15 protein-coding genes are annotated in these 24,335 nt (G+C 60.9%); 14 read left to right on the top strand and 1 reads right to left on the bottom strand.

What is annotated here, in order from left to right; genetic code table 11:
- The first annotated feature begins 351 nt into the window (after nt 1-351).
- The 9 genes from NKG99_RS07290 (at nt 352) to NKG99_RS07330 (ending at nt 17,662) form a co-directional block, all read left to right on the top strand.
- Nucleotides 352-1,572, top strand: a complete 1,221-nt coding sequence (locus tag NKG99_RS07290) for an acyl-CoA dehydrogenase family protein (RefSeq protein WP_352865770.1) — start codon at nt 352-354, stop codon at nt 1,570-1,572.
- A 67-nt stretch (nt 1,573-1,639) separates the two neighbouring features.
- The gene (locus NKG99_RS07295; RefSeq protein ID WP_352865773.1) at nt 1,640-2,443 is read left to right on the top strand and encodes an enoyl-CoA hydratase-related protein; all 804 of its coding nucleotides are present in this window, start codon (nt 1,640-1,642) and stop codon (nt 2,441-2,443) included.
- Between the two features lie 40 nt (nt 2,444-2,483).
- The gene (locus tag NKG99_RS07300; protein WP_352865776.1) at nt 2,484-3,710 is read left to right on the top strand and encodes a CaiB/BaiF CoA transferase family protein; all 1,227 of its coding nucleotides are present in this window, start codon (nt 2,484-2,486) and stop codon (nt 3,708-3,710) included.
- 54 nt (nt 3,711-3,764) lie between these two features.
- A complete protein-coding gene (locus NKG99_RS07305) occupies nt 3,765-4,550 on the top strand; it encodes an enoyl-CoA hydratase (protein WP_352865778.1) in 786 nt (261 codons plus the stop codon).
- A 76-nt stretch (nt 4,551-4,626) separates the two neighbouring features.
- Nucleotides 4,627-5,571 carry a 3-hydroxyacyl-CoA dehydrogenase gene (locus NKG99_RS07310; RefSeq protein ID WP_352865781.1) on the top strand — a complete coding sequence of 315 codons (945 nt, stop codon included), beginning with the start codon at nt 4,627-4,629 and terminating at the stop codon, nt 5,569-5,571.
- A gap of 2 nt (nt 5,572-5,573) precedes the next feature.
- On the top strand, nt 5,574-6,554 hold the full coding sequence (locus tag NKG99_RS07315; protein WP_352865783.1) for a 3-hydroxyacyl-CoA dehydrogenase NAD-binding domain-containing protein: 981 nt from the start codon (nt 5,574-5,576) through the stop codon (nt 6,552-6,554).
- Between the two features lie 96 nt (nt 6,555-6,650).
- The gene (locus tag NKG99_RS07320) at nt 6,651-8,300 is read left to right on the top strand and encodes a fatty acid--CoA ligase (protein WP_352865786.1); all 1,650 of its coding nucleotides are present in this window, start codon (nt 6,651-6,653) and stop codon (nt 8,298-8,300) included.
- 708 nt (nt 8,301-9,008) lie between these two features.
- Entirely contained in the window at nt 9,009-12,143 is a 3,135-nt protein-coding gene (locus NKG99_RS07325) for a PAS domain-containing sensor histidine kinase (protein WP_352865788.1), read from the top strand.
- Complete coding sequence (locus NKG99_RS07330; RefSeq protein WP_352865790.1) at nt 12,140-17,662, top strand: trifunctional serine/threonine-protein kinase/ATP-binding protein/sensor histidine kinase; 5,523 nt, start codon at nt 12,140-12,142, stop codon at nt 17,660-17,662. The genes NKG99_RS07325 and NKG99_RS07330 overlap by 4 nt, the downstream gene beginning before the upstream one ends.
- Here NKG99_RS07330 and NKG99_RS07335 read toward each other — a convergent pair.
- A complete protein-coding gene (locus NKG99_RS07335) occupies nt 17,625-18,017 on the bottom strand; it encodes a response regulator transcription factor (protein ID WP_352532602.1) in 393 nt (130 codons plus the stop codon). The genes NKG99_RS07330 and NKG99_RS07335 overlap by 38 nt on opposite strands.
- A gap of 346 nt (nt 18,018-18,363) precedes the next feature.
- Between NKG99_RS07335 and NKG99_RS07340 the strand changes: the two genes are divergently transcribed.
- The 5 genes from NKG99_RS07340 to NKG99_RS07360 all read left to right on the top strand — a co-directional run bounded on the left by NKG99_RS07340 (nt 18,364) and on the right by NKG99_RS07360 (nt 24,335).
- Nucleotides 18,364-18,999 carry a response regulator transcription factor gene (locus tag NKG99_RS07340; protein WP_352578356.1) on the top strand — a complete coding sequence of 212 codons (636 nt, stop codon included), beginning with the start codon at nt 18,364-18,366 and terminating at the stop codon, nt 18,997-18,999.
- 239 nt (nt 19,000-19,238) lie between these two features.
- Complete coding sequence (locus tag NKG99_RS07345) at nt 19,239-19,793, top strand: helix-turn-helix domain-containing protein (protein ID WP_352865791.1); 555 nt, start codon at nt 19,239-19,241, stop codon at nt 19,791-19,793.
- A 35-nt stretch (nt 19,794-19,828) separates the two neighbouring features.
- Nucleotides 19,829-21,157: a glucoamylase family protein gene (locus tag NKG99_RS07350; RefSeq protein ID WP_352865793.1), complete on the top strand. Its 1,329-nt coding sequence runs from the start codon at nt 19,829-19,831 to the stop codon at nt 21,155-21,157.
- 170 nt (nt 21,158-21,327) lie between these two features.
- Nucleotides 21,328-23,040 carry a thiamine pyrophosphate-dependent enzyme gene (locus tag NKG99_RS07355; RefSeq protein ID WP_352865796.1) on the top strand — a complete coding sequence of 571 codons (1,713 nt, stop codon included), beginning with the start codon at nt 21,328-21,330 and terminating at the stop codon, nt 23,038-23,040.
- A gap of 263 nt (nt 23,041-23,303) precedes the next feature.
- On the top strand, nt 23,304-24,335 hold the full coding sequence (locus tag NKG99_RS07360) for a heme o synthase (RefSeq protein WP_352866076.1): 1,032 nt from the start codon (nt 23,304-23,306) through the stop codon (nt 24,333-24,335).

The raw sequence follows: 24,335 nt of genomic DNA on the forward strand, positions 1-24,335 counted from the left end.
CATTCATGTGGGCCAACCATCCAACCGATGTGATTGTCGGGATTAACGCACCTTGCCTCGCGATTTAGTTGCTTGGAGTGCGGACGCCATCGGCCCGACGTGGCGCGGTGGTGTTGAATGTTGCCTCAAGGCCGAACATTGATCGCCGGGCACTGCAAAGTCACTGGATCAACCTGATTTCTGACTCCGTGGGCCGAAATTCACATCCTCCATCTACGAACCCCGATGGGCAAGATCGGGCACAGGCGTCCTACCCGCCGCAGAGTTCTCCAAGAACAAGCCGCCGGCTGAAGCCATAGTCCTGCTCACACTTCATTCCGAGAGATCGGACAATTGAGCAGGAGAGCGAGAATGGCAGTGGCAATCGCAACCAAGGAAGACAAGCAGGCCAAGCCTTTGCCGGCGCCAAACAGCGACTTCTACCAACTTGTCGATGTCCTGACCCCCGACGAATTGGCGGTGGTCAAGAAGGTGCGGGCCTACATGGAGAGCAAGGTCCAGCCGATTATCAACAAATACTGGTCCGACGATGCGTTTCCCTTCGAACTGCTGCCTTCGTTCAAGGAGCTGGGACTCGGAGGCCTTGGATACGAGGGCTATGGCTGTGCCGGCGGCAGCCAGAAGCTGTTCGGCTTCGTCGCAATGGAGCTGGCACGCGTCGACGCTTCGTTCTGCACCTTCTTCGGCGTGCACAGCGGCCTCGCCATGGGCTCGATCTATCTCGACGGCTCTGAGGAGCAGAAGCAGAAGTGGTTGCCGCCGATGGCGCGCTGGGAAAAGATCGGTTGCTTCGGCCTTACCGAGCCACTGGTCGGTTCGGGCACGAGCGGAGGGCTGACTACGACTGCCAAGCGCGAGGGCGACACTTGGGTGCTCAACGGGCAGAAGCGCTGGATCGGCAACGCGACGTGGTGCGACGTTTCGATCATCTGGGCGCGTGACCTCACCGACAATCAGGTGAAAGGCTTCATCGTCGAGAACAAGACGACGCCGGGATTCAGCGTCGAGAAGATCGAGCACAAGATCGCGCTCAAGGTCGTCCAGAACGGCGTTATTACGCTGAAGGACGTCCGCGTGTCGGAAGCCGACCGCCTGCAGGGCGGCAACTCGTTTCGCGATACAGCGCGTGTGCTGCGGATGACGCGCTACATGGTCGGCTGGGCGTCGACCGGCATCCAGATGGGCGCGTTCGAGGCGACATTGAAATACACGCAGGAGCGCCTGCAGTTCGGCAAGCCGATCGCGTCGTTCCAGATGGTGCAGGACATCCTGGCCAAGATGCTCGCCAATTTGACCGCGTGCCAATGCCTGATGGTTCGCCTGGCGCAGATGGATGACGAAGGCAAGCTTGCAGACCACCATGCCTCGCTGGCCAAGGCGTTCTGCACGGCAAAGTCGCGCGAGACGGTTTCGTGGGGCCGCGAACTGCTCGGCGGCAACGGCATCGTCGCCGACTACAATGTGGCGCGCTTCTTCAACGACGCCGAAGCTCTCTACTCATACGAAGGCACTTATCAGATGCAGAATCTGATCGTCGGTAAAGCCATCACTGGCCTTGGCGCCTTCGTTTGAGCAGCGGCGAGCCGGGGTCGCTCCCCCCACCCTGGCTCGCCCCCCTTTCCTGAACAGGAGTATCATCATGGCCGTGGAAGCGGCGGGCCCGGCGCTCGCAAACGTCCTCTATGAGAAGAAGGGCGCAATCGCCTATGTCACCGTCAATCGCCCGAAGGTGCTCAACGCACTCAACACGCCGACGTGGTCGGATCTGAAAAAGGCGTTCGAGGATGCCCGCGACGATGCAGCGATACGCGGCGTCATTCTGACCGGCGCCGGCGACAAGGCGTTCATCGCGGGCGCCGACATCGGCGAGCTGGCGCAGGTATCGGCATTCGAGGCCGAGCAGTCCAGCCGCTTCGGGCAAGGAGTGCTCGACCTCATCGAGAATCTCGGCAAGCCGGTTGTCGCGGCCGTCAACGGCTTCGCTCTTGGCGGCGGCTGTGAAACGGCGATGGCCTGCACGATCAGGATCGCAGTGGAAACGGCGAGGTTCGGCCAGCCGGAAGTCGCACTGGGTCTGGTGCCCGGCGGTGGCGGAACGCAGCGGCTGCCTCGGTTGGTCGGCAAGGGCCGCGCCCTTCAGCTCATCCTTTCCGGCGAGATGATCACTGCACAGGAGGCGTATCGCATCGGGCTGGTCAACGAAATTGTCCCGGCTGCCGATCTGATCACGCGCGCTGAAGCGATCCTGCGAAAGATCGCCTCCAATGCCCCAATCGCCATCAGGTTCGCGCTCGAAGCGGCAAACAAGGGGATGGAGACGAGCCAGGGCGAAGGCCTGCTGCTTGAGGCCGCCTACTTCGGGCTGTGCGCCGCAACCGAGGACAAGCAGGAGGGCACGACCGCCTTCCTGGAAAAGCGTGCGCCACAGTTTCGTGGGCACTGAAGAAACCCGACGCATACGGTAATCAGGAAGGACAGCCCATATGGCAACCGACAACATTTTCGCTGGACTGAAGGTGGTGGACCTGGCCAGCTTCATCGCGGGGCCAGCCGCTGCGGTCATCCTGTCCGACTTCGGCGCCGACGTGATCAAGGTCGAGCCGCCAACCGGCGACACGTGGCGCATTGGCTACAAGGTTCCGCCGCAACCGCGGTCAAAAGACAACTATCCCTGGCATCTCAACAATCGCAACAAGCGTGGACTGTCGCTCGATCTGAAGTCGCCGCAAGCGCAGGAAGTCCTGCGGCGGCTGGTCGTGTGGGCGGATGTTCTGATCGTCAACACACCGCACCCGGCCCGCGAAAAACTGAAGCTGGGCTATGACGATGTCGCGGCGTGGAATCCGCGTCTGATCTATGCCGATGTCACCGGTTATGGCGACAACGGGCCTGACGCCCAGCTTCCGGGATTCGACCTCACGGCGTACTGGGCACGAAGCGGCTTGCTGTCGCTGACGCGCGATGCCGGGGCCCCACCAACATTCCCGGTTACCGGCAGCGGCGATCATGCCACGGCGGTCAGCCTCTATTCGGCAATCGTCACCGCGCTCTATCGGCGCGAACGCACCGGAAAAGGCTCGTACGTTACCACTTCGCTGCTCGCTGCAGGCGTCTGGGCTTCCGGAGTCATGGCACAGGCAGCGCTTGCCGAAGCCACGTTCTTCCCGTTGCATGATCGCGCCAACCCGCCGAACGCGACGTTGAATGTCTATCGGGCGGCTGACGACACATGGTTTCTGATCGTGCTGACACCGGACAAATGGCCGGTTCTGTCGAATGCGATTGGCCGTCCGGATCTCTTGACGGATGCCCGTTTCGCGGACCCTGCGAAACAGGCAGCGAATTCGGGGCAGCTCACCGCGATCCTGGATCAGACCTTCGCCGCGCAGCCGATGGCGCACTGGATCGAAGTCTTCGAACACGCCCATCTCACCTTCGGCGTGGTGCAGGCACCTGCCGACGTGATCAAGGATCCGCAGCTCAGAGCGAACGACATTGTCGTGCCGCTCGAGGGTGCCAGCGGCAACCTCAACCTCACGATCAGCAGCCCGCTGCAGGTGCATGGCGTCACCAAGGCTTCAGCCCGTCGCGCACCCGAGCTCGGCGAACACAACGAGGAAATCCTTGAGCAGCTCGGCTTCGGCACCAGCGAGATAGACGCTCTGCGCATCAGCGGCACCGTGCCGAAGGCACCAGGACGCGCCGCGTAGAGCGAGGTTTGAAGCTTGCCGAGCTAAACGATCATTGGACGGAAATTGAAGACGATGGATGACATAGTTACGGAACGGTCCGAAGGCGTACTTCGCGTTGAACTCAACCGGCCGGAAAAGAAAAACGCGATGACTTCGAGCATGTACGCGAAGCTCGCTGATATCTTCAATGAGGCGGCCAAGGACGACAGCGTCCGTGTCGTGCTTTGGCACGGCGCAGGGGATGCTTTCAGCGCCGGCAACGATATCCAAGACTTTCTGAAAAATCCTCCAGGTCCTGGAGAATCCCCCCAAGCCCGACTCATGAATGCACTGGTCGATTTCGACAAGCCGATTGTTGCGGCTGTGCGCGGCGCCGCGATTGGAAGCGGAACGACGGTGCTGTTGCACTGCGACTTCGTCTACGCAGGCGAAAGCACCAGATTTCAGATGCCTTTCATCAACCTTGCTGTGGTACCGGAATTTGGATCGAGCTACGCCGTTCCGGCCACGATCGGGCACATCCGCGCGGCCGAGTTGATCCTGCTCGGATCGTCGTTCGATGCAAGGCGCGCCGCGGAGTTGGGATTCGTCACGCAGATTGTGCTCGACGAGAACCTCCTGCCAGTGGCCACCGAAGCGGCGCGGAAGCTGGCAGCGAAACCGGCTGGTGCGCTGCAAGCGTCCAAGCGACTTCTGAAGCGTCCCTTTCGTGAACAGACCAAGGCGGCAATGCAGGCCGAGAACGAGGCGTTCAGCGTGCACGTCCGCTCCGAGGAGGCGAAGGAAGCGCTGACGGCCTTTATGGAAAAGCGCCCTCCTAACTTCACCAAAACCAGGAAACCTCCAGCGGCCGCATAGAGCCATTGCCGGCGAACAAACATCCAGAGATGCCACAGCTCGGCATCGCGGCCCTGAGCTATGAAAGGAAAGAGCCATGAACGACGCTTCCGCGACGAAGTCAAAATCAATATCGGGCAGCAGAGACACGGTCGGCCGACTGTTCGTTCTCGAGCTGAGTGGCGACCGTATCCATTCGATGAGCCCGGACGGCTCCGACCGGAAGGTGATTGTCACTGGTTGCCATCTGCCCGACGGCATCGTGGTCGATGTCGAGGCCGGCCATATCTACTGGACGAATATGGGAGTGCCCTACCTTGACGACGGGTCCATAGAGCGCGCCGACCTCGATGGCAGCAATCGCAGGGTCATCGTCCCCCGGGGCATCACACACACGCCCAAGCAGCTCCATTTGGAGAAGCGGAGCGGCAAGCTCTACTGGTGCGACCGCGAGGGCATGCGGGTGATGCGCGCAAATCTCAACGGCACAAATGTCGAGACCCTGGTCCAGACGGGCGAGGGCGAAGACGATAGCCGTGACGCCACCAAATGGTGCGTCGGTATCACGGTCGATCCCGTGCGTGGGCAAATCTACTGGACGCAGAAGGGTCCGGACAATGCCGGCCTCGGCTGCATCTTCCGGGCGAGTATACACCTGCCTAAGGGCGAGGACGCCGCCAGTCGAACGGATATCGAAACATGGCTCGACGAGCTACCTGAACCGATCGACCTCGAGCTCGACCTCGAAAGCCGCTTTCTCTACTGGACGGATCGCGGCAATCCGCCGGCCGGCAATACCGTCAATCGTGCCTCGATCGATACGCCGGCCAGAAATGGATACGCACCGGAGCTCGTCGTCAGCGATCTGATGGAAGGCATCGGTATCGCGCTCGACGTTCCCGGCGATCGGATGTTCGTCACCGACCTCGGTGGTTCGGTCTATACCGCAAAGCTCGATGGCTCCGAGAAGCGTACGTTTCTCTTCGCCCAAGGCAATCTGTCCGGCGTCGCCTACGCCGAAATTCCCTCGAAGGAGAAATGACCATGGCTGGCAGCAAGCAGATCTCTCAGGTCGCCATTATCGGTACGGGTGTCATCGGCGCCAGCTGGGCGGCACAATTCTTGGCAAAAGGACTCGATGTCGTTGCGACAGATATCGCCCCCAATGCGGAAGCTTCATTGAGACGCTTTATCGACGCGGCCTGGCCCGCGCTCGACAGGCTGGGGCTCGCTCCCGGCGCCTCGCCGATGCGGCTGGCCTTTACCCCGGACATGTCGGAGGCCGTCAAGGGAGCCGATCTCGTCCAGGAGAACGGACCGGAGCGGATCGACTTCAAGAAAAAGCTGTACGGTCAGCTCGACGAACTGCTACCGTCCGATGTGATCATCGCCTCGAGCTCATCGGGCTTGACAATGAGCGAGATCCAGTCCGGCTGCCCACACCACCCGGAGCGCTGCGTCATCGCGCATCCGTTCAATCCGCCGCATCTGGTGCCGTTGGTCGAAATCGTCGGCGGCGCGAAGACGTCCGAAGAGACGATCCGGCGCGCTTCCGAATTCTATACGGCGCTGGGCAAGAAAACTGTCCGCCTGCACAAGGAAGTGCCCGGGCATGTCGCCAATCGGCTGCAGGCTGCCCTTGCCCGCGAAGTGTATCATCTGGTTGGCGAGGGCGTCGTCAGTGTCGCCGACGTCGACACCGCGGTCTCCTGGGGACCGGGACTGAGGTGGGGCATCATGGGCCAGGTTCTGCTCAATCATCTCGGCGGCGGCCAAGGCGGCATGGAGCATTTTCTGCAGCAATTCACCGGTCCAATGACGGCCTGGTGGAAGGTCCTGGGTTCGCCGGAACTGACACCGGAGCTGCAGCAGAAGCTGATCGACGGCGTTCGCGCCGAAGTGGGTTCGCGTTCGATCGACGACTTGGCCGCGGAGCGGGACGAGGTCCTCCTCGGGCTTCTGGAATTGCGAAACAAGGCGGCTGAAGAAGCGGCGCAGCCGAGAAAAGCGGATCGCGTCGCCTAGAGGCGAGTCAAACTGTGACCCCACGTCACCAACGCCACTTGGCCGGCGTCCTCGCCATCGAGCGCTGACGCGCGACATATCTCTGAGGACGCCGCCATGGCCGGAAAGCCAATAGAAGTTACTAAGTCCGCCTATCAATATCCGCTGCTCATCAAGCAGCTGTGGCATACGCCGTTCCTGCAGGCGCCCGATCAGGAGATCGTCTATCGTGACCTGGGACGCTTCACCTACCGCCAGTTGCGCGAACGCATCGGGCGGCTCGCATACAGCCTCGACAGGCTTGGTGTCCGCGCCGGCGACACGGTCGGTGTGCTCGACTGGGACAGCAACCGGTTCCTGGAGGCCTACTTTGCCGTTCCAATGATGGGAGCTGTCTTGCAGACAGTGAATGTCCGTCTCCCGCCGGAACAGATCGCCTATACGATTAATCACGCGGGCTCATCGGTGCTTCTCGTCAACGACGACTTCGTCCCGGTTCTGGAAGGTATTAGGCAGCAACTGCCTGAGGTGAAGACGCTGATCCTGATGTCGGATCGAGCGGTGCCCCAGACCGGCGGGCTTTCGTTCGCCGGCGAATATGAGGACCTGCTGCTCTGCGCTTCACCGGACTACAGCTTCCCGGACTTCGACGAGAACACCCTTGCCACCACCTTTTATACGAGCGGGACAACGGGTTCGCCGAAGGGTGTCTACTTCAGCCATCGTCAACTGGTTCTGCATTCACTCGCCGAAATGGCTTTCTTGGGTACCGCTGCGAAACAAGGCCGGTTTTGCCGCGATGACGTCTATATGCCGATCACCCCGATGTTCCACGTGCACGCCTGGGGGTTTCCGTGGACGGCGACGCTTTCCGGCGTCAAGCAGGTGTATCCTGGGCGCTACGATCCCGCTTTTCTCCTCAAGCTGATCAAAACCGAGGGCGTGACCTTCACGCATGGCGTGCCGACGATCCTGCAGATGCTGCTCGGCGCCGCCACGGCGGCAAACACCGATCTCGCCGGCCTGAAGATGGTGATTGGAGGTTCCGAACTGCCGAAGGGGCTTGCCAAACAGGCGCTTGCGCTGGGCGTCGATGTCTTTGCCGGCTACGGCATGTCGGAGAGCGCACCGCTGCTTTGTCTGGCGCAGGTGAAATCCGCGGTCCTCACGGGCGACGAGAAGGAGATCGATATCCGAACCAAGGCCGGCATGCCCGCGCCACTGGTCGATATCCGTTTGGTCGGCACGGACCGCAGCGAACTGCCTCATGACGGAAAAACGCCTGGCGAAATCGTCGTGCGTGCGCCGTGGCTTACGCAAGGATATGTCGACAACGCCGAAGCGTCCGAGCAGTTATGGGATGGCGGCTATCTGCACACAGGCGACATCGGCATCATTGAGCCGGATGGCTACGTTCGGATCATCGACCGGATCAAAGACGTCATAAAAACCGGCGGCGAATGGGTGTCATCGCTCCAGATCGAAGATCTCATGTCGCAGTGCAAGGGTGTGTCGGAAGTCGCCGTCATCGGTGTCAACGACGACAAATGGGGAGAGCGGCCGCTGGCGCTCGTCGTCAGGGACCCCCACGCAGGTGACGATCTCAGCGACATGCAGATAAGGGCGCATCTGAAAGCCTTCGCCGATGCGGGGGTGATTTCGAAATTCGGAATCCCCGACAAGATCCTGTTTGTCGATGCGCTCCCCAAGACGAGCGTCGGAAAGTTCGACAAAAAGAAGCTCAGAGAGAAATACGGCGAACGCTAGTTCATTTACAACAGCGCTAGGATTCCGCAGCGCAGCGCGGCGCCGCAGCTTCGGCAATCCGTTTTTCTCCACAGGCGAGGGCGACTCTTTGGGTCGCCCTCCTCTTTTGCGATGGAGTGCGCAGAAACAACCAAATCGCAGCACATCGATGCAAGCGACCGGTATCCTTCCCGGCTAAGCTTTCGCTAATATACCGACAGCGGATCGGTCGTCTTTCAGACCGTCTTTTCGCCAGGGACTTGGAAATCTGAAGGGTTTTGTGCCCCGCTGTCTCCTCTGGGGTCTGCCGCATTGATACCGCCGCCGCCACGTCATTTCGCCGGTGACGTTTCTGTCGGTCGGGTTCTCGAGTGACCCGGAACTGTCAGCAGATTGTGACGCGGGGGTATTTTCCGCGGCTCCCAGCGGGCAAGCCAGCAGTGGATGAACTGGTTCGCTGCATTTCGGACAGCCCCTCATATCACAAACATATGGATAGGCGGGGGCGAACTCGCCTTTCCCAAGGCATTCGCATAATTTTGCAGATACCAGCCTTGCAGAGCGTCCGTCTCGGAGGATGAGGCGAGTCTCGCGGAAAGCTTCGCCCGAGAGGATATGGTCCGTCCCTGGCGCAGGGGGTAAGATGCCCGCGCCACCTTTGCCGGGTCGTCAGCGATCTCTGCGACATGGCGTCTCCGACAAAGGCAGGTCCAGATCTGGAGGCCGGCCATGGAGCGACATGTGTCAAAGGACGGTAACGGAGGCGAGGAGGCACTTTTCAGCGGCGAGCAAGAGCTTCGCCTATTGGTGGAAACGATCCCGACGCTGGTGTGGCGGGCTGAGCCCGAGGGTAATATCGAATATGTCAACAAGCGTGTGCTTGACTATTTTGGCGCGCCGCTTGGCGAAATCACTGGCTGGGGATGGGCGGAAAGAGTCCATCCGGAGGACGTCGCCTTCAAGGTGAGCAGCTGGCTCGAAAATCTCGAAACGGAAAGTCCTCACGATGTAGTCTGCAGATTTCGCGGAGCGGACGGCCGATATCGCTGGTTCAATGTACGCGGAGCACCACTGAAGGCCAGCGACGGCCGTGTGCTCCGCTGGTACGGTGTCCTGATCGACATTGACGATCAAAAGAAGGCGGAGGAGGCCCTTCGGGAAAGCGAATACAAGCTCCGTCAGATCTTTGAAACGGTACCGGGCCTCCTCTGGTCAACCGACCCGTCCGGCAACCCGACCCAAGTCAATCAGCGCCTGTCAGAATACACCGGCATGCGACTTGAGGACATCCAGCATGGTGGTTGGCAGGCCTTCCTGCACCCTGACGACTTCCCAGAAACTGCAAGGGCTTTGCATCAGGCAATTCAGGCCGGAACTTCGTACCAGGCTGCACACCGTCTGCGTCGGGCGGACGGCGAGTTTCGTTGGCACCATGCTCGTGGTGAGCCTCTGCGCGATCGGCAGGGGCGTATCATCCAGTGGTATGGCCTGTCTGTCGACATCGATGAAGGCAAGAGGGCCGAAGACCAGCTACGCCGCAGCGAAGCCCATCTGGCCGAAGCACAGAGGCTGAGTCACACCGGCGCGTCGGCCTTCAATGACTCAAAGATTCTCTATTGGTCGGAGGAGATGTACCGCATCTGGGGGTTTGATCCGGCACAGGGTATTCCGAGCCGTGAAGCTGCGTTCCAACGGGTCCACCCCGACGACCGGAACCGGATGCGCGCAGAGGTTGAGCGCGTGCTCCGCGAGAAAAGAGGCTCCTTGAGCGAGTTCAGAATCGTACTGCCCGACGGAACGGCCAAACACCTCGAATCAATCAGGGAACCTGTGTTCTCCGCAAGCGGGGAGCTTGTCGAAATTGTCGGTACACAGATCGACGTGACGGAACGCAAGCGCGCCGAGGAAGCCCTTCGGGAAAGCGAATACAAGCTCCGTCAAATCTTCGAAACGGTACCAGGTCTCCTCTGGTCATTGGACCCCACCGGCGAACCGACCCAACTCAATCAGCGCCTGTTGGACTATAGCGGCATGCGATTTGAGGAGTTCAAGCAGCGTGGTTGGGAGGCCTTCGTGCACCCTGACGACCTTCCAGAAACTGCAAAGGCTTTCCAACACGCAATTCAGACCGGAACTTCGTACCAGGCTGTGAACCGTCTCCGCCGGGCGGACGGCGAGTTTCGTTGGCACCATGCTCGTGGTGAGCCTCTGCGCGATCGACAGGGACGCATCATTCAATGGTATGGCCTGTCTGTCGACATTGATGAAGCCAAGAAGGCTGAAGAGCGGTTACGCCGCAGCGAAGCCTATCTGGCGGAAGCACAGAGGCTGAGTCACAGCGGTGTGTCGGCCTTCAACGAGACGAAGATTCTCTATGGGTCGGAGGAGACTTACCGCATCTGGGGGTTTGATCCGGCGCAGGGAGTTCCGAGCCGCGAAGCCGTGTTCCAACGAATCCACCCAAGCGACCGCGACCCGCTGAACGCAGAGGTTCAGCGCGCGGTGGGCGAGAAGAGAGGCTACTCGATCGGGTACAGAATCATACTGCCCGATGGAACGGTCAAACACCTCGAAGTAATCGGCCAAACTGTATTCTCCGCGAGCGGGGAACTTGTCGAGATTGTCACCACACAGATCGACGTGACCGAACGCAAGCGCGCCTCGGAAGCATTGCAGGAGAGCCAAGCGAAATTCCGCGACTACGCCGAAAGTGCCTCCGATTGGTTCTGGGAAATCGGCCCGGACCACAAGTTCACGCTGCTGACCGAGAATGCGTTTGGTTCAGACTCGGCTGATCGAATTGGCACGGCGTGCTGGGATGGCGCTCTCGATCTCGAAACGGAGCCGGAGAAATGGCGGCTTCTCCAGGCAACTCTCGATTCCCGTAAACCGTTCCGTGACTTCGTATATCACTCCGCTCGCCGCAACGGCTCGTCCATCCATGTGAAGGCAACTGGCAAGCCGGTTTTTGACGCTGACGGAGAATTCCGTGGCTATCGCGGCACCGGCACCGACGTGACAGCACTCATGCTTGCGCAGGAGGAGCATGAGAGGCTGCGCCAGCTGGAGTCGGATCTCGCGCACATGAACCGCCTGAGCGTCATGGGAGAACTGACCGCCTCGCTGGCCCACGAAATCACCCAACCGATTGCGGCGGCGCGCAACAATGCTCGTGCGGCCATGCACTTTCTGGACAGAAACCCGCCGGATCTGGGCGAAATCCGGGAAGCACTCGCCTCTATCGTCGACGATGCCGACCGAGCCGGAGATATCATCGACCGTATCCGTGATCAGATCAAGAAAGCGCCTCCTCGAAAGTCTCGTCTCGATCTGAACGAGGCGATCGACGAAGTGATCGGTTTGGCGCGAAATGCAATCACCACGAATGGAGTCTCGGTCCGAACCCGCCTAACGCAGGCGCTGCCTCCCGTTGAGGGGGATCGTGTTCAACTGCAACAAGTCGTGCTGAACCTGATGCTGAACGCGGTCGAAGCCATGAGTACGATCGAAGCGGGACCACGGGAGCTGTCGATCAGCGCCGAGCAAACCCAGACCGGTGACGTTCTTGTGTCTGTGCGCGATTCGGGGCCGGGCATTGATCCGGATAATCTCGATCGCGTTTTCCAGGCTTTCTACACCACGAAGTCAAATGGCGTCGGGATGGGGCTGTCGATCTCCCAGTCGATCATTGAAGCCCACGGGGGCCGGCTCTGGGCAGACATGAATGCATCGGGTGGGGCCGCACTTCGGTTCTTCTTACCGGGCGCGGGCAAGGCACTCACGAATTCTCGTCGCTCGGCCGCCCGGACTGGAGAGCCTCACGAAGACACCGTGATGGCGACATCAAAGAGGCCCGCGACGTGACGGCTTCGTCGGGACATGCGCCTGAGACCGTTTGGGAGGACGGGGAGTTCGTCCTGTCCCGTGGCCAGTGGGATGGCGAATCCTTGCCGCTCCTCGCAACCATGCCCTCATCGGCGCAGCCCTCACCAGAAACCCTTGCGCGGCTGCAGCACGCCTATGCGCTGAGGGATGAGCTCGACCCTGTCTGGGCGGCCCAACCCTTGAGGCTGGAGCTTCACCAGGGGCGGCTTACGCTCTTCAGCGAGGACCCCGGCGGCGAGCATCTGTTGCGGCTCCTGGGGCGGCCCTGGGAGATTACAGCATTTCTACGCCTCGCCATCGGCGCGGCTACAGCGCTTGGTCAGCTTCACCAGCACGGACTCATCCATAAAGACGTCAAGCCGGCGAATATGCTTGTGAATCCCGTCACCGGCCAGGTATGGCTCATGGGCTTTGGCATCGCCTCGCGTCTGCCACGCGAGCGCCAGGCCCCCGCGCCGCCGGAGGTGATCGCCGGCACACTCGCCTACATGGCGCCCGAGCAGACCGGCCGGATGAACCGCTCGATCGACGCTCGCAGCGATCTCTATTCGCTCGGCGTCACGTTTTACGAGATGCTCACCGGGACATTGCCGTTCACAGCCTCTGATCCCATGGAATGGATCCACTGCCACATTGCTCGCCAACCGCCACCGCCCGACGAGCGGGTCGTGGGCATCCCGGGGCCGGTCTCGGCGATGGTGATGAAGCTTCTCGCCAAGACGGCCGAAGACCGCTACCAGACCGCCGTGGGGCTCTCGGTCGATCTGCGCAAATGCCTGGCGGAATGGCAGTCGCATCGTCGCATAGAGCCGTTTCCGCTCGGCGTTAGCGACGTGTCGGACCGACTGATGACGCCGGAGACGCTCTACGGCCGGGAGCATGAACTCGGGACGCTGCTTGGCGCCTTCGACCGGGTCGTGGCGAATGGTGCAACAGAGCTCGTGCTCGTGTCCGGGTACGCCGGCATCGGCAAGTCTTCGGTGGTGAACGAGCTCCAGAAGGCGCTCGTCCCGCCGCGGGGCCTGTTTGCGTCGGGCAAGTTCGACCAGTACAAACGCGACATTCCGTATGCCACCTTGGCGCAAGCCTTCCGGAGCCTCGTGCGGCCGGTTCTGGGCGAGAGCGAAACCGAGCTTGGCCGTTGGCGAGACTCCCTCAGCGAGGCGCTCGGCCCCAACGGCCAGCTCATCGTCAATCTCGTTCCCGAATTGGAGCTGGTGATCGGGAAACAACCGCCGGTCGCGGACTTGCCTCCACAGGATGCACAGAACCGCTTCCAGATGGTTTTCCGGCGCTTCCTCAGCCTGTTCGCGCGGGCGGAGCACCCGCTGGCGCTGTTCCTCGATGATTTGCAATGGCTGGATGCCGCGACGCTCGACCTCCTCGAGCATCTGGTCACCCATGCGGAGGTACGGCATCTGCTGCTGGTGGGGGCTTACAGGGACAACGAAGTCGGCCCGGCGCATCCGCTCATACGGACGCTCGGCGGGATACGCGAGGCGGGAGCAAGAGTCGAGGAGATCGTGCTGACCCCTCTTGGACTGGACGATATTGGGCGACTCGTTACCGACGCTTTGCATTGCGAGCCGGAGCGCGCGCGGCCCCTGGCGCAACTGGTGCACAAAAAAACCAGCGGCAATCCGTTCTTCGCGATCCAGTTCCTTACAGCGCTGAACGAAGACGGGCTTCTCGTTTTCGACCCCGTCGCTCCAGCCTGGCGATGGGACATCGATCGCATCCGCGCCAGGAGTTACACCGACAACGTCGCGGATCTGCTCATCGACAAGATGAGGCGGCTCTCCGTCCCCGCCCAGGAAGCGATGAAACAGCTCGCCTGCGTTGGTAATGTCGCCGACGTCGCCACCCTGACTCTGGTTTACGAGGAAACGGAGGAGGCGATGCACGCAGCGCTCTGGGAGGCCGTCTGCGCCGGGCTCGTCCTCCGATCGGGCAGCACCTACACATTTCTTCACGACCGTATCCAAGAGGCCGCTTATGCGCTCATCGCCGAAGGCGAGCGTGCTATGGCGCATCTTTGGATTGGCCGATTGCTCGCGGCGCAGACCACGTCGGAAGAGCTGGAAGACAGCATTTTCGACATCGTCAACCAGTTCGACCGCGGCGCGGCGCTGATTACCGCGCCGGAGGAGCGCGAGCAGGTCGCCGAGCTCAACCTCATGGCGGGCAAACGTGCCAAGGCGGCAACCGCTTATGCCTCAGCGCTGCAGTATTTTGCCGCCGGCCGCGCTCTGGTGGCGGAGGACGAATGGGAACGGTGCTACCGGCTCACGTTCGACCTCGAACTCAACTGGGCTGAGTGCGAGTATCTATCCGGGGAGTTGGCCTCAGCTGAAGAACGTCTCTCGGTGGTGTCAACGCGCGCACGGACAACTGTTGACTCTGCTGCCGTCACCTGCGTGCGTATCAACCTCTACACGAACTTGGACCAGAGCGACAGCGCCGTGGCCGTAGGCCTGGACTATCTCCAGCGGGTTGACGCCCAGTGGTCGCGGCACGCGACGGCGGAAGACGTCCGCCAGTCCTATGATCGATTGTGGCAGCGGCTCGGGTCTGGTTCGATCGAAGCACTGCTTGACCTGCCGCTGATGAGCGATCCGGATCGGCGCGCAACCATGGACGTGCTCACGGTCCTCACGTCGCCGGCCTTGTTCACCGACTTGAATCTTTTTCGCCTCGTCGTCGGTCGGATGGCGGCCCTCAGCTTGGAGCATGGCAACAGCGACGGATCATGCCTCGCCTATGCGTGGCTGGGCGGTATCCTCGGCACGTACTTCGGAGACTACCGGGCAGGGTTTCGCTTCGGCAGGCTTGGTTTGGATCTCGTCGAGAAGCGTGGGCTCGATCGCCTCAGTGCCCGCGTCTATCTGGTCTTCGCTGTCCACGTCGCGCACTGGACGCAGCAGTTGACGATCTGCCGCGTCTTCCTGCGACGTGCCTTCGACGCGGCGCAGAATGCCGGCGACCTTACTTATGCGGCATATAGCTGCATCGACGTGATCACGAATCTTTTCGCCTCCGGAGATCCGCTGGGTGAGGTCGAGCGAGAGGCCGAGAATGGGCTCGAATTCGCGCGGAAGGTGCGGTTCGGTCTGGCGGGCGACTGCATCACCGGGCAACTCAGGCTCGTTCGGATGCTCCGTGGTCTGACACCAGAGTTTACCTCATTCAATGATGCTGAGTTCGACGAGGGCCGCTTCGAGCAACGTCTGGAGAACAATCCCGGGTTGGCCATTGGCGCGTGCTGGTATTGGATTCGCAAGCTGCAAGCGTGCGTCTACGCCGGCGACGGCGCATCTGCAGTCGCGGCTGCATCGAAGGTTGCGCCGCTGCTTTGGACGGCGCCGACGCAATTCGAGTTGGCTGAATACCATTTCTACGGAGCACTTGCTCGGGCGGCGCGTTGCGATACGACCTCAGCCGAGGAGCGGCCCCAGCATATCGAGGCGTTGGTAGCTCACGATAAGCAGATTGCGCTTTGGGCGAAGAACTGTCCGGAAACCTTCGCAAACCGCGCGGCCCTGGTAGGCGCAGAGATTGCACGCCTGGAAGGGCGGGAACTGGATGCGATGCGTCTCTATGAAGAGGCCATCAGGCTGGCGCGCGAGCACGGCTTCATCCAGAACGAGGGCTTGGCCCACGAGCTCGCCGCGCGGTTTTGCGGGGCGCGCGGCTTGGAGACGATAGCCGATGCCTATCTACGGAACGCAAGGTACTGCTATCTCCGCTGGGGTGCCGAGGGCAAGGTACAGCAACTCGAAGAACGCTACCCGCACTTGCAGGAGGAAAGGGCCCCGACCTCGCGCGCCTCGACCATTGGCGCGCCCGTCGCGCAACTGGACGTCGAGACGGCGGTCAAGGCTTCGCAGGCCGTGTCGGGTGAGATTGTACTCGAAAATTTGATTAGAACACTCATGGTGATCGCGGTTGAGCATGCGGGCGCTGAACGAGGCCTCCTGATCCTGCCGCAGGGTGATCAGTTATGGGTCGAGGCGGAGGCGACCACCGGTGGAGAGGATGTGACCGTGCGTCTGTTGAATGGCGCCCAGACTACACTCGGGCTGCCGGAGTCGCTCGTTCGCTATGTAATGCGCACCCGGGAAACCGTACTTCTCGATGATGTATCATCTAAGAATCCGTTTTCTGCCGATCTCTACATCGTTCAGTGTCCCTCCCGTTCCATTCTCTGTTTGCCATTGATCAACCAGGCCAAACTCATCGGTATTCTCTATCTTGAAAACAATCTGACGCGACACGCCTTCACTCCCGACCGCGTCACGGTCTTGAAGGTGATTGCGTCGCAAGCAGCAATCTCGCTCGAGAATTCGAGGCTTTATCGCGATCTCGAAGATCGCGAAGGGAAGATTCGGCGCCTAGTCGACTCCAACATCATCGGCGTCTTCGTCGGGGACTTCGATGGTCGGATTCTCGAGACCAATGACGCGTTTCTCCGGATCGTCGGATACGACCGCGAGGACCTCGCGGCGGGGCGCATCAATTGGAAGGATCTGAGCCCCCGGGACTGGCGCGAGCGTGACGCACAATGGATCGAAGAGCACAAACGGACCGGAGTGCGGCTGCCGATCGAGAAGGAATACTTCCGGAAAGACGGCAGCCGCGTCCCCATTCTGCTGGGCTCGGCGACCTTCCAAGAGGGAGGAAACCAATCTGTCGCTTTCGTGCTCGATTTGACCGAGCGCAGGCGGGCGGAAGAGGCGCTCCGCGAGTTGGAGTCAGATCTCGCCCACATGAGCCGCCTGAGCGTAATGGGGGAACTAACCGCCTCGCTGGCTCACGAAATCATGCACCCGATTGCCGCGTCGCGAAACAATGCCCTTGCGGCCCTCAATTTTCTAGGCAAGCAACCACCAGACTTGGACGAAGTCAGGGACGCGCTTCACTCTATCGTGGGTGATGCCGATCGAGCAGGAGATATCGTCGACCGCATCCGTGATCACATCAAGAAAGCGCCTCCCCGAAAGTCCCGTTTCGATCTAAACGCGGCGATAAACGAGGTGCTTGTATTGACGCGAACCGCATTCGCCAAGAATCGAGTCACAGTCCAGACTCGCCTTGCGGAGGCATTGTTTCCCGTCGAGGGGGATCGTGTTCAACTGCAACAGGTCGTGCTGAACCTGATTCTGAACGCCGTCGAAGCCATGAGCACGGTCGAAGCGGGGCCACGGGAGTTGTCGATCAGCACCGAGCAAACGCAGACCGCTGGCGTTCTGGTGTCCGTGCACGATTCTGGGCCGGGCATTGATCCGGACCATATTGAGCGCGTTTTCGACGCTTTCTACACCACGAAGTCCAGCGGAGTGGGGATGGGACTGTCAATCTCCCGGTCGATCATCAAGGCCCATGGGGGCCGGCTGTGGGCCGACATGAATGCATCACATGGTGCCGTACTTCGGTTCTCCTTGCCCGGCGCAGGCAAGGAACTCACGACTTCTCGTCGCTCGGCCGACCGGACTGGATAGCCTCACCGAGACACCGTATCAGATGCCGCTCATCAAACGGCTTACGAAGGTAACAAACGACCCCATCGTTCAATGCGCGGGCTTGGTCAAGGTCGTTGGGATAGGCCGTAACGAGGATCGTTGGAATCGCATAGCCCGCCTCGATGAGATGGTCATAGAGCTCAAGTCCGGTCATCGCCGGCATATTGACGTCAGCGATCAGGCAGGCGGTTTCGGCGAGACGAGGCGATGCAAGGAAATCGCCTGCCGATGGGAAGGCCGCGACGTCGTAGCCAAGCGATCTCATGAGCCTCCTCATGGATTCGCGAAAGAACTGATCGTCCTCAACGACCGAGATCAACGACGCCACCGGCATATGTGCTCCGGAAGTGCGCACAAACTGCGACGCAGGCGCTCCGACAACGCCACCTTACCCGCCTGCGATGGGTCAGCCTGCGCCCAAGAGTGAGGCTGGAGCAATACCGGTGTTCGTAAACTTTGGCTTATACCAGGACGCGAATTCCGCAGTTGCGCGGCAGGGGGGCCACCAAGCGGATGGTAGAGCGCATAAACTTTCGTTTACACCTGCGCGCGTCCTCCTATGGAGAATGAGACTTTTCACGCCCATCGGTCGGGACTAAACTCTCGGCAGAGGAGCCACGCGAACCTTGCAGACCGAGACAAAGGCTCATTTGACCGCCCTTTGATCGTGAGCAGCAGCGATGTCGGACGCGAACCCTACCATCCTGGTCATCGACGATGATCCAGCCCTGCGAGCCTCGATCGGGCGTCTGTTGCGATCGCTCGACCTGGAGGCTCGGCTTTTTGCGTCCATCTCCGAGTTTCTCGAGTCGGACCCGCCGAATGGTCCCACTTGCATGGTACTCGACGTCAGATTGCCGGGACGAAGCGGCCTTGATCTTCAACGTCAGCTCGCCATGGCGAACCGGGAAATCCCGATCATCTTCATCACAGGCCATGGCGATATTGCCATGTCGGTGCAGGCGATGAAAGGCGGCGCCATTGAGTTCCTGACCAAGCCGTTCCGCGACCAGGAGCTCCTCGACGCCATTCAGCTCGGCCTCTCTCGCGATCGTGCCCGGCGGGAGAATGAAGAGGCTCTGGTCGTTCTTAGGGAGCGCTTCGCGTCGCTGAGCCCCAGGGAGCGCGAGATCATAATTGAGGTCGCGCGCGGCCGCCTCAGCAAACAGATCGCCGGCGACATCGGCATCGCCGAAGCCACGGTGAAGGTGCACCGCAGCCGTCTGATGCGGAAGATGAAGGCCCATTCGCTTGTCGCACTCAGCCGAATGGCGGAAAAGCTGCAGCTGGTACCCGAGGAGCCGCAACACCGCTGAGCCGAAGCCGCACTGGCAGCGGTGGTTCCACTCGCATTCGATCTTCCGTCCTTAGCGTGTAATCCAAAGTTCAGCACACTGAAACCATGACGCTACTCCGCGCCACCCGCGTGCAATAGATCGCGGCATTCCAAATCATCACACTGTAGGTCACCGCGGCGAGACCGTGCTTTGTCGCTCCTTGAGAGACGGCACACGAAGTTCGTCTCGGCTAGCACGGATGTTTGTGAGGTTTCGATATGGAAAGGCCATACAGCGAGGCTGCAGCGGTTTCGTCTCCAACCGATCTGGAGTTCGGTTCCCTGGCAAACAGCCTGACCCTGCTTCTGGAGGCTGCCAAGAGCGAGCTCGAGCATGATCAGGAGGCGGCAAAGACATCGCTAGCCACAGCGTCATCCATCCTTCAGTCGGCGATGGAGCGCCGTTTAGGCGCCAAGGACTCCAGAACGGGTGGATTGGCGGGTTGGCAAATAGCGCGTGTCCGATCCTTCATCGATCGGAACCTAGACCGGACCATTCACGCGAGTGACCTTAGTGCCGTCGCGCGGCGGAGCACGGCGCACTTTTCGCGCTCGTTCAAACAAGCGTTCGGAGAACCGCCGCACGCCTATATCGTGAAGCGGCGGCTCGAGGAAGCCTGTCACCTGATGCTGACCAGTTCAGCTTCGCTGAGCCAAATCGCTCTGAGCGTCGGGTTTTCTGACCAGGCACATTTGAGCAAGCTTTTCAGGCAAGCCCTTGGCCAAAGCCCATCTAATTGGCGGCGTGAGCGCGAGACCCTGTGGCGCCGCTAACCTCCACGCGCGCGGCGCTCCGGGTGGAGAGCGATTTGCTGTCCCCCGATCGAGGGCCGAACTCGCACGGGCGCGACCGCGGGGACGCGCACGTCCCCGCGGTCGCGATCGAAACGCTGCCCAGAATCTATGTGGGCCGCAAGCACTACGCCCCTCGCTCGGACGCGTGTTCGGACGCGCTCCTCGACACCGTGCAGCGACAGACGCTCCGATATTTCTGGGATTTTGGCCATCCGACGAGCGGCCTCGCGCGAGAGCGGAGCAACGCCACACCCCATGTCGTCACGACCGGCGGGTCCGGCTTCGGCATCATGGCGATCCTTGCAGGCGTCGAGCGCGGGTGGATCGCGCGGCAAGCTGCTCTCGACCGCCTGATCACAATGGTGTGCTTTCTCGGCGAGGCCGAGCGCCACCACGGCGCCTTTCCTCACTGGATGGATGGCGACAGCGGCCTAACCATACCCTTCAGTCGCCGCGACGACGGCGGCGACATCGTCGAGACGGCATATTTGATGGCGGGGCTGCTTTCGGCGCGGCAGTATTTCGGAGGTCCGGAAGCCAAGGAGCGCATCTTGCGGAGCCTCATCGATACACTTTGGCGGGACGTCGAATGGGACTGGTTCACCCGCGACTCTGACTCGCTCTTTTGGCATTGGAGCCCGGTGCACGGATGGGCGATGAACCACGCGATCCACGGCTGGAACGAATGCCTGATTGCATTCGTCCTCGCCGCCTCCGCCCCACACCACCCGATCGAGCCGAGTGTCTACCACCGCGGCTGGGCGACCGGCCAGGCCTTCGCCAACGGGCGAAGCTTCCATGGCATATCACTTCCCCTTGGACCCGATCATGGCGGCCCCCTCTTCTTCGCGCACTATTCATTCCTCGGGCTCGACCCCAGGCGGCTTCGCGACAGCTACGCCGACTATTGGCGGCAGAACGTCGCCTATACGCGCATCAACCAGGCGCACTGCATCCGCAATCCCGAGAGATTCGACGGCTATAGTGCTGAGTGTTGGGGTCTGACCGCGTGCGACAGTGTCCACGGCTACGTTGCGCACGCCCCCGACCGGGACCGTGGCGTGATTGCTCCGACCGGTGCCCTCGCCTCTCTCCCTTACGCCCCCTCTGAGTGCAAGCGGGCACTACGCCACTTCGCTTCGCTCGGCGACCGGCTCTGGGGCGAGTATGGCTTCAGGGACGCATTCAGCCCGGCGATGGATTGGTACGCGGACTCCTATCTCGCCATCGACCAAGGGCCGATCGTGGTCATGATCGAGAATTACCGGAGCGGGCTCCTGTGGCGGCTGTTCATGAGCTGTCCGGAGATCCGGGCCGGCCTGGCGAAGCTCGGCTTTTCTTAGCGGGCGAAAGCCTCCGCCGCAATTTCACAAAAGATGATGAAGGGACGAGGGGGGCAATTCGCCCAAACTATCGTGGCAATCCGATACAAGTCCTCGCAGTCCCAACCAAGATCAGCCAGCAGGGAGGTCACATGTTGAGACCCTGAAACGATCACCAGGTGTTAGGCGGCATGAGCAGGCAGGTAGCAGACATCATCGTAGAGACGCTGCAGAGCGCAGGCGTCGAACATTGTTACGGCATCGTGGGTGACACGCTCAATCTGATCGCGCGGTCACTGGAGCGAAGCAAGATCGAGTGGGTGTCGGTGAGACATGAGGAGGCCGGGGCTTTCGCCGCTCAGGCCGAAGCACAGCTGACGGGTCGCTTGACGGCCGTCGCCGGAAGTTGCGGCCCTGGCAGCCTGCATTTCATCAACGGGATTTTTGAAGCAAACCGAAACCGCGCTCCGGTCATTCTCATCGCAAGCCAGATCATTCGCGATGAGTTGGGGTTCGATTTCATCCAGGAGGTCGATTTCAAGCAGATCTACAAAGGCTGCAGCGTCTTTTGCGACATGATCTATACGCCGGAGCAGGCGCGGCGCAAAACGGTGATCGCTTGCCAGACCGCCTTGTCGAAGCGGGGTGTAGCCGTTCTCATCGTGCCGGCGGACGTTTCCGCATCGACAGTGGTCGATGATATCCCGTACGCAGTTCACATTTCAGAGCCCGTTGTTCGTCCGAGTGATGCTGATCTCGACGAAATCGCGGGGATACTCAACAAAAGCGGGAACCTTGCCATTTATGGCGGATCCGGTTGCCAGGGGGCGCATCAGGAAGTCCTGGCCGTTGCCGAGAGGCTAAAGGCGCCGATCGCTCATACCTCGCGCGGGAAAGACTTTCTCGAGTACGACAATCCCTACAACATCGGCATGACCGGGATGCTTGGCAACGAGGCCGGCTATCACGCCTTGCTCGACTGCGACACGCTATTGCTTCTGGGAGCCGATTTTGCCTGGCGGCAGTTCTATCCCAACAAGGCGAAGATTGTTCAGATCGATATCGACCCGACACATCTCGGGCGACGGCATCCGGTCACAAAAGGTGTTGTCGGCGACGTGAAAGCAACCCTAGAAGCGTTGCTGCCGAAGCTGGGGGAGCGCACTGACGCCTCCTTCCGTGACCAATACGTGCGGCGCTATGCCAAAGCCAGGCAATCGGAAAAGACAAAGGCTGTCGCCGGTCACGGTGGGTGTATTCCTGGAACCTATCTCACCGAGGCGATCAACCGCCATGCCGCGAAGGACGCGGTATTTTCTGCGGACGATGGCACACCGGCCGCCTGGCTTGTTCGCTACATCGAAACCAATGGTCAGCGCCGCACGTTCGCCAGTCTGCTGCATGCAACTATGGCTGGCGGTTTGCCGTCGGCTCTTGGGCTGCAGAAGTCTCAGCCAGGCCGCCAGGTCATCTGTCTGGCCGGCGATGGCGGGCTCTCAATGCTTTTCGGGGACCTGATGACCGTGGTCCAGGAGGAATTGCCGATCAAGATTGCGGTGTATGACAACGGCAAGCTCGGCTTCGTGGAGATCGAGCAGAAGGCCGAGGGGATGCTCGATACATTCACGCGGCTGAAAAACCCGAACTTTGCCGAAGTTGCGCGAGCGTTGGGCCTCTGGGGCCAAACGGTTTCCAAGGCCGACGACCTCGAAGCGAGCGTCAAAGACTGGCTTGCGCAACCGGGGCCCGCGCTGCTGCACGTACACGTCAGTCCCTTGCAGCTGGTCATGCCACCATTCATGGCCGCGGCACCGGCAGTTGGCATGACGCTTTATTCAGCTCGCGCCGTTTTGCACGGTCGGGGAGGGGATGTTTGGGAAATGGTGAGGGAAAATTTCCTTTGACCCGGCATTGCCTTGCTGGAGCCGTAAATGCGGCTCGGCGGCTGCAGGCCATGATGTCGCCAGCCCAGCGGCTTGCCAACGCAGGTCGGTTTTCGCTCAGATCGTCATCCTGTCGCTCAGCCCACTCTTTGAGCACGATCGGCCCCGGTCCAGCAGCACCGTACAAGCATAACCCCCCTTGAAGATGCAAGTTTGAGGAATGGAGGCCGACCACGATGAAAATACTGCAAGGGCCTCTATTCGTATGAACTCGGAGCGGCATGATGAGCGTCAAGTCCATTGCTGACCAGTTTAGCCAGGCCCGGGAAGAGGCTGGAATATTGCAGTCGCGTGCAATTGATTTCTGCATACTCATGAAGCCGCGCGTGATGGTGCTCGCTGTCTTCACTGCGCTCGTTGGATTGATCGTCGCCCCAGATGGCCTGCATCCACTCAACGCGTTCATCGCGGTTCTCGCGATTGCTGCGGGGGCGGGGGCCGCCGGCGTGCTCAACATGTGGTACGACGCCGATATCGACGCCGTCATGACGCGCACGGCGATGCGGCCAATCCCCCGCGGCAAGATCTCGCCGATCGAAGCTCTTGTATCCGGGATTGTTCTCGCGGCAGTGGCAATAGCGGTACTTGCCGCGGCGACCAACGTCACAGCGGCCGCGCTGCTCGCGGTCGCAATCCTTTTCTACGTCATTGTGTACACGGCGTGGCTGAAGCGGCTCACGCCTCAGAATATCGTTATCGGCGGCGCCGCCGGCGCACTTCCGCCGGTCATCGGATGGGCTGCAGCGACCGGCCAAATCGGGCTCGAGCCGCTGGTCCTGTTCCTCATCATCTTCCTCTGGACGCCGCCGCATTTCTGGGCCCTGGCCCTCAACCGTGCCGATGAATATGCGCGTGCCGGCGTACCCATGCTGCCGGTCGTTGCAGGTCGCGCTGCAACGACGCGGCAGATTCTGATCTATTGCGCGCTCTTGTCCGCAGCTTCCGTGCTGCCGTGGGTGCTTGGGTTTGCAGGCCCGGTCTACGGTGCAGCAGCCATCGGATGCGGAGCAAATCTTGTCGCGCTCGCTATCCGGTTGCGCAGCAGCGACGATGCCGACCGCCGCACTCCTCGCCGCCTGTTCGCCTTCTCCATCCTCTACTTGTTCGTGCTGTTTGCGGCGCTCCTGATCGATCATGCCGATCAGCCACTACGCTCCACGCCCGTGCCCAGTTCCCGGACGCCTGCCGGAACTGCCGAAGCTCTGCCCATCCGAACCGCAGGCACTTTCGTCACCACCGGCACAGAAGAGGTTTGA

Origin of the sequence: Mesorhizobium sp. M1409, assembly GCF_040317535.1 — a bacterium.
Classification (GTDB): Bacteria; Pseudomonadota; Alphaproteobacteria; order Rhizobiales; family Rhizobiaceae; genus Mesorhizobium.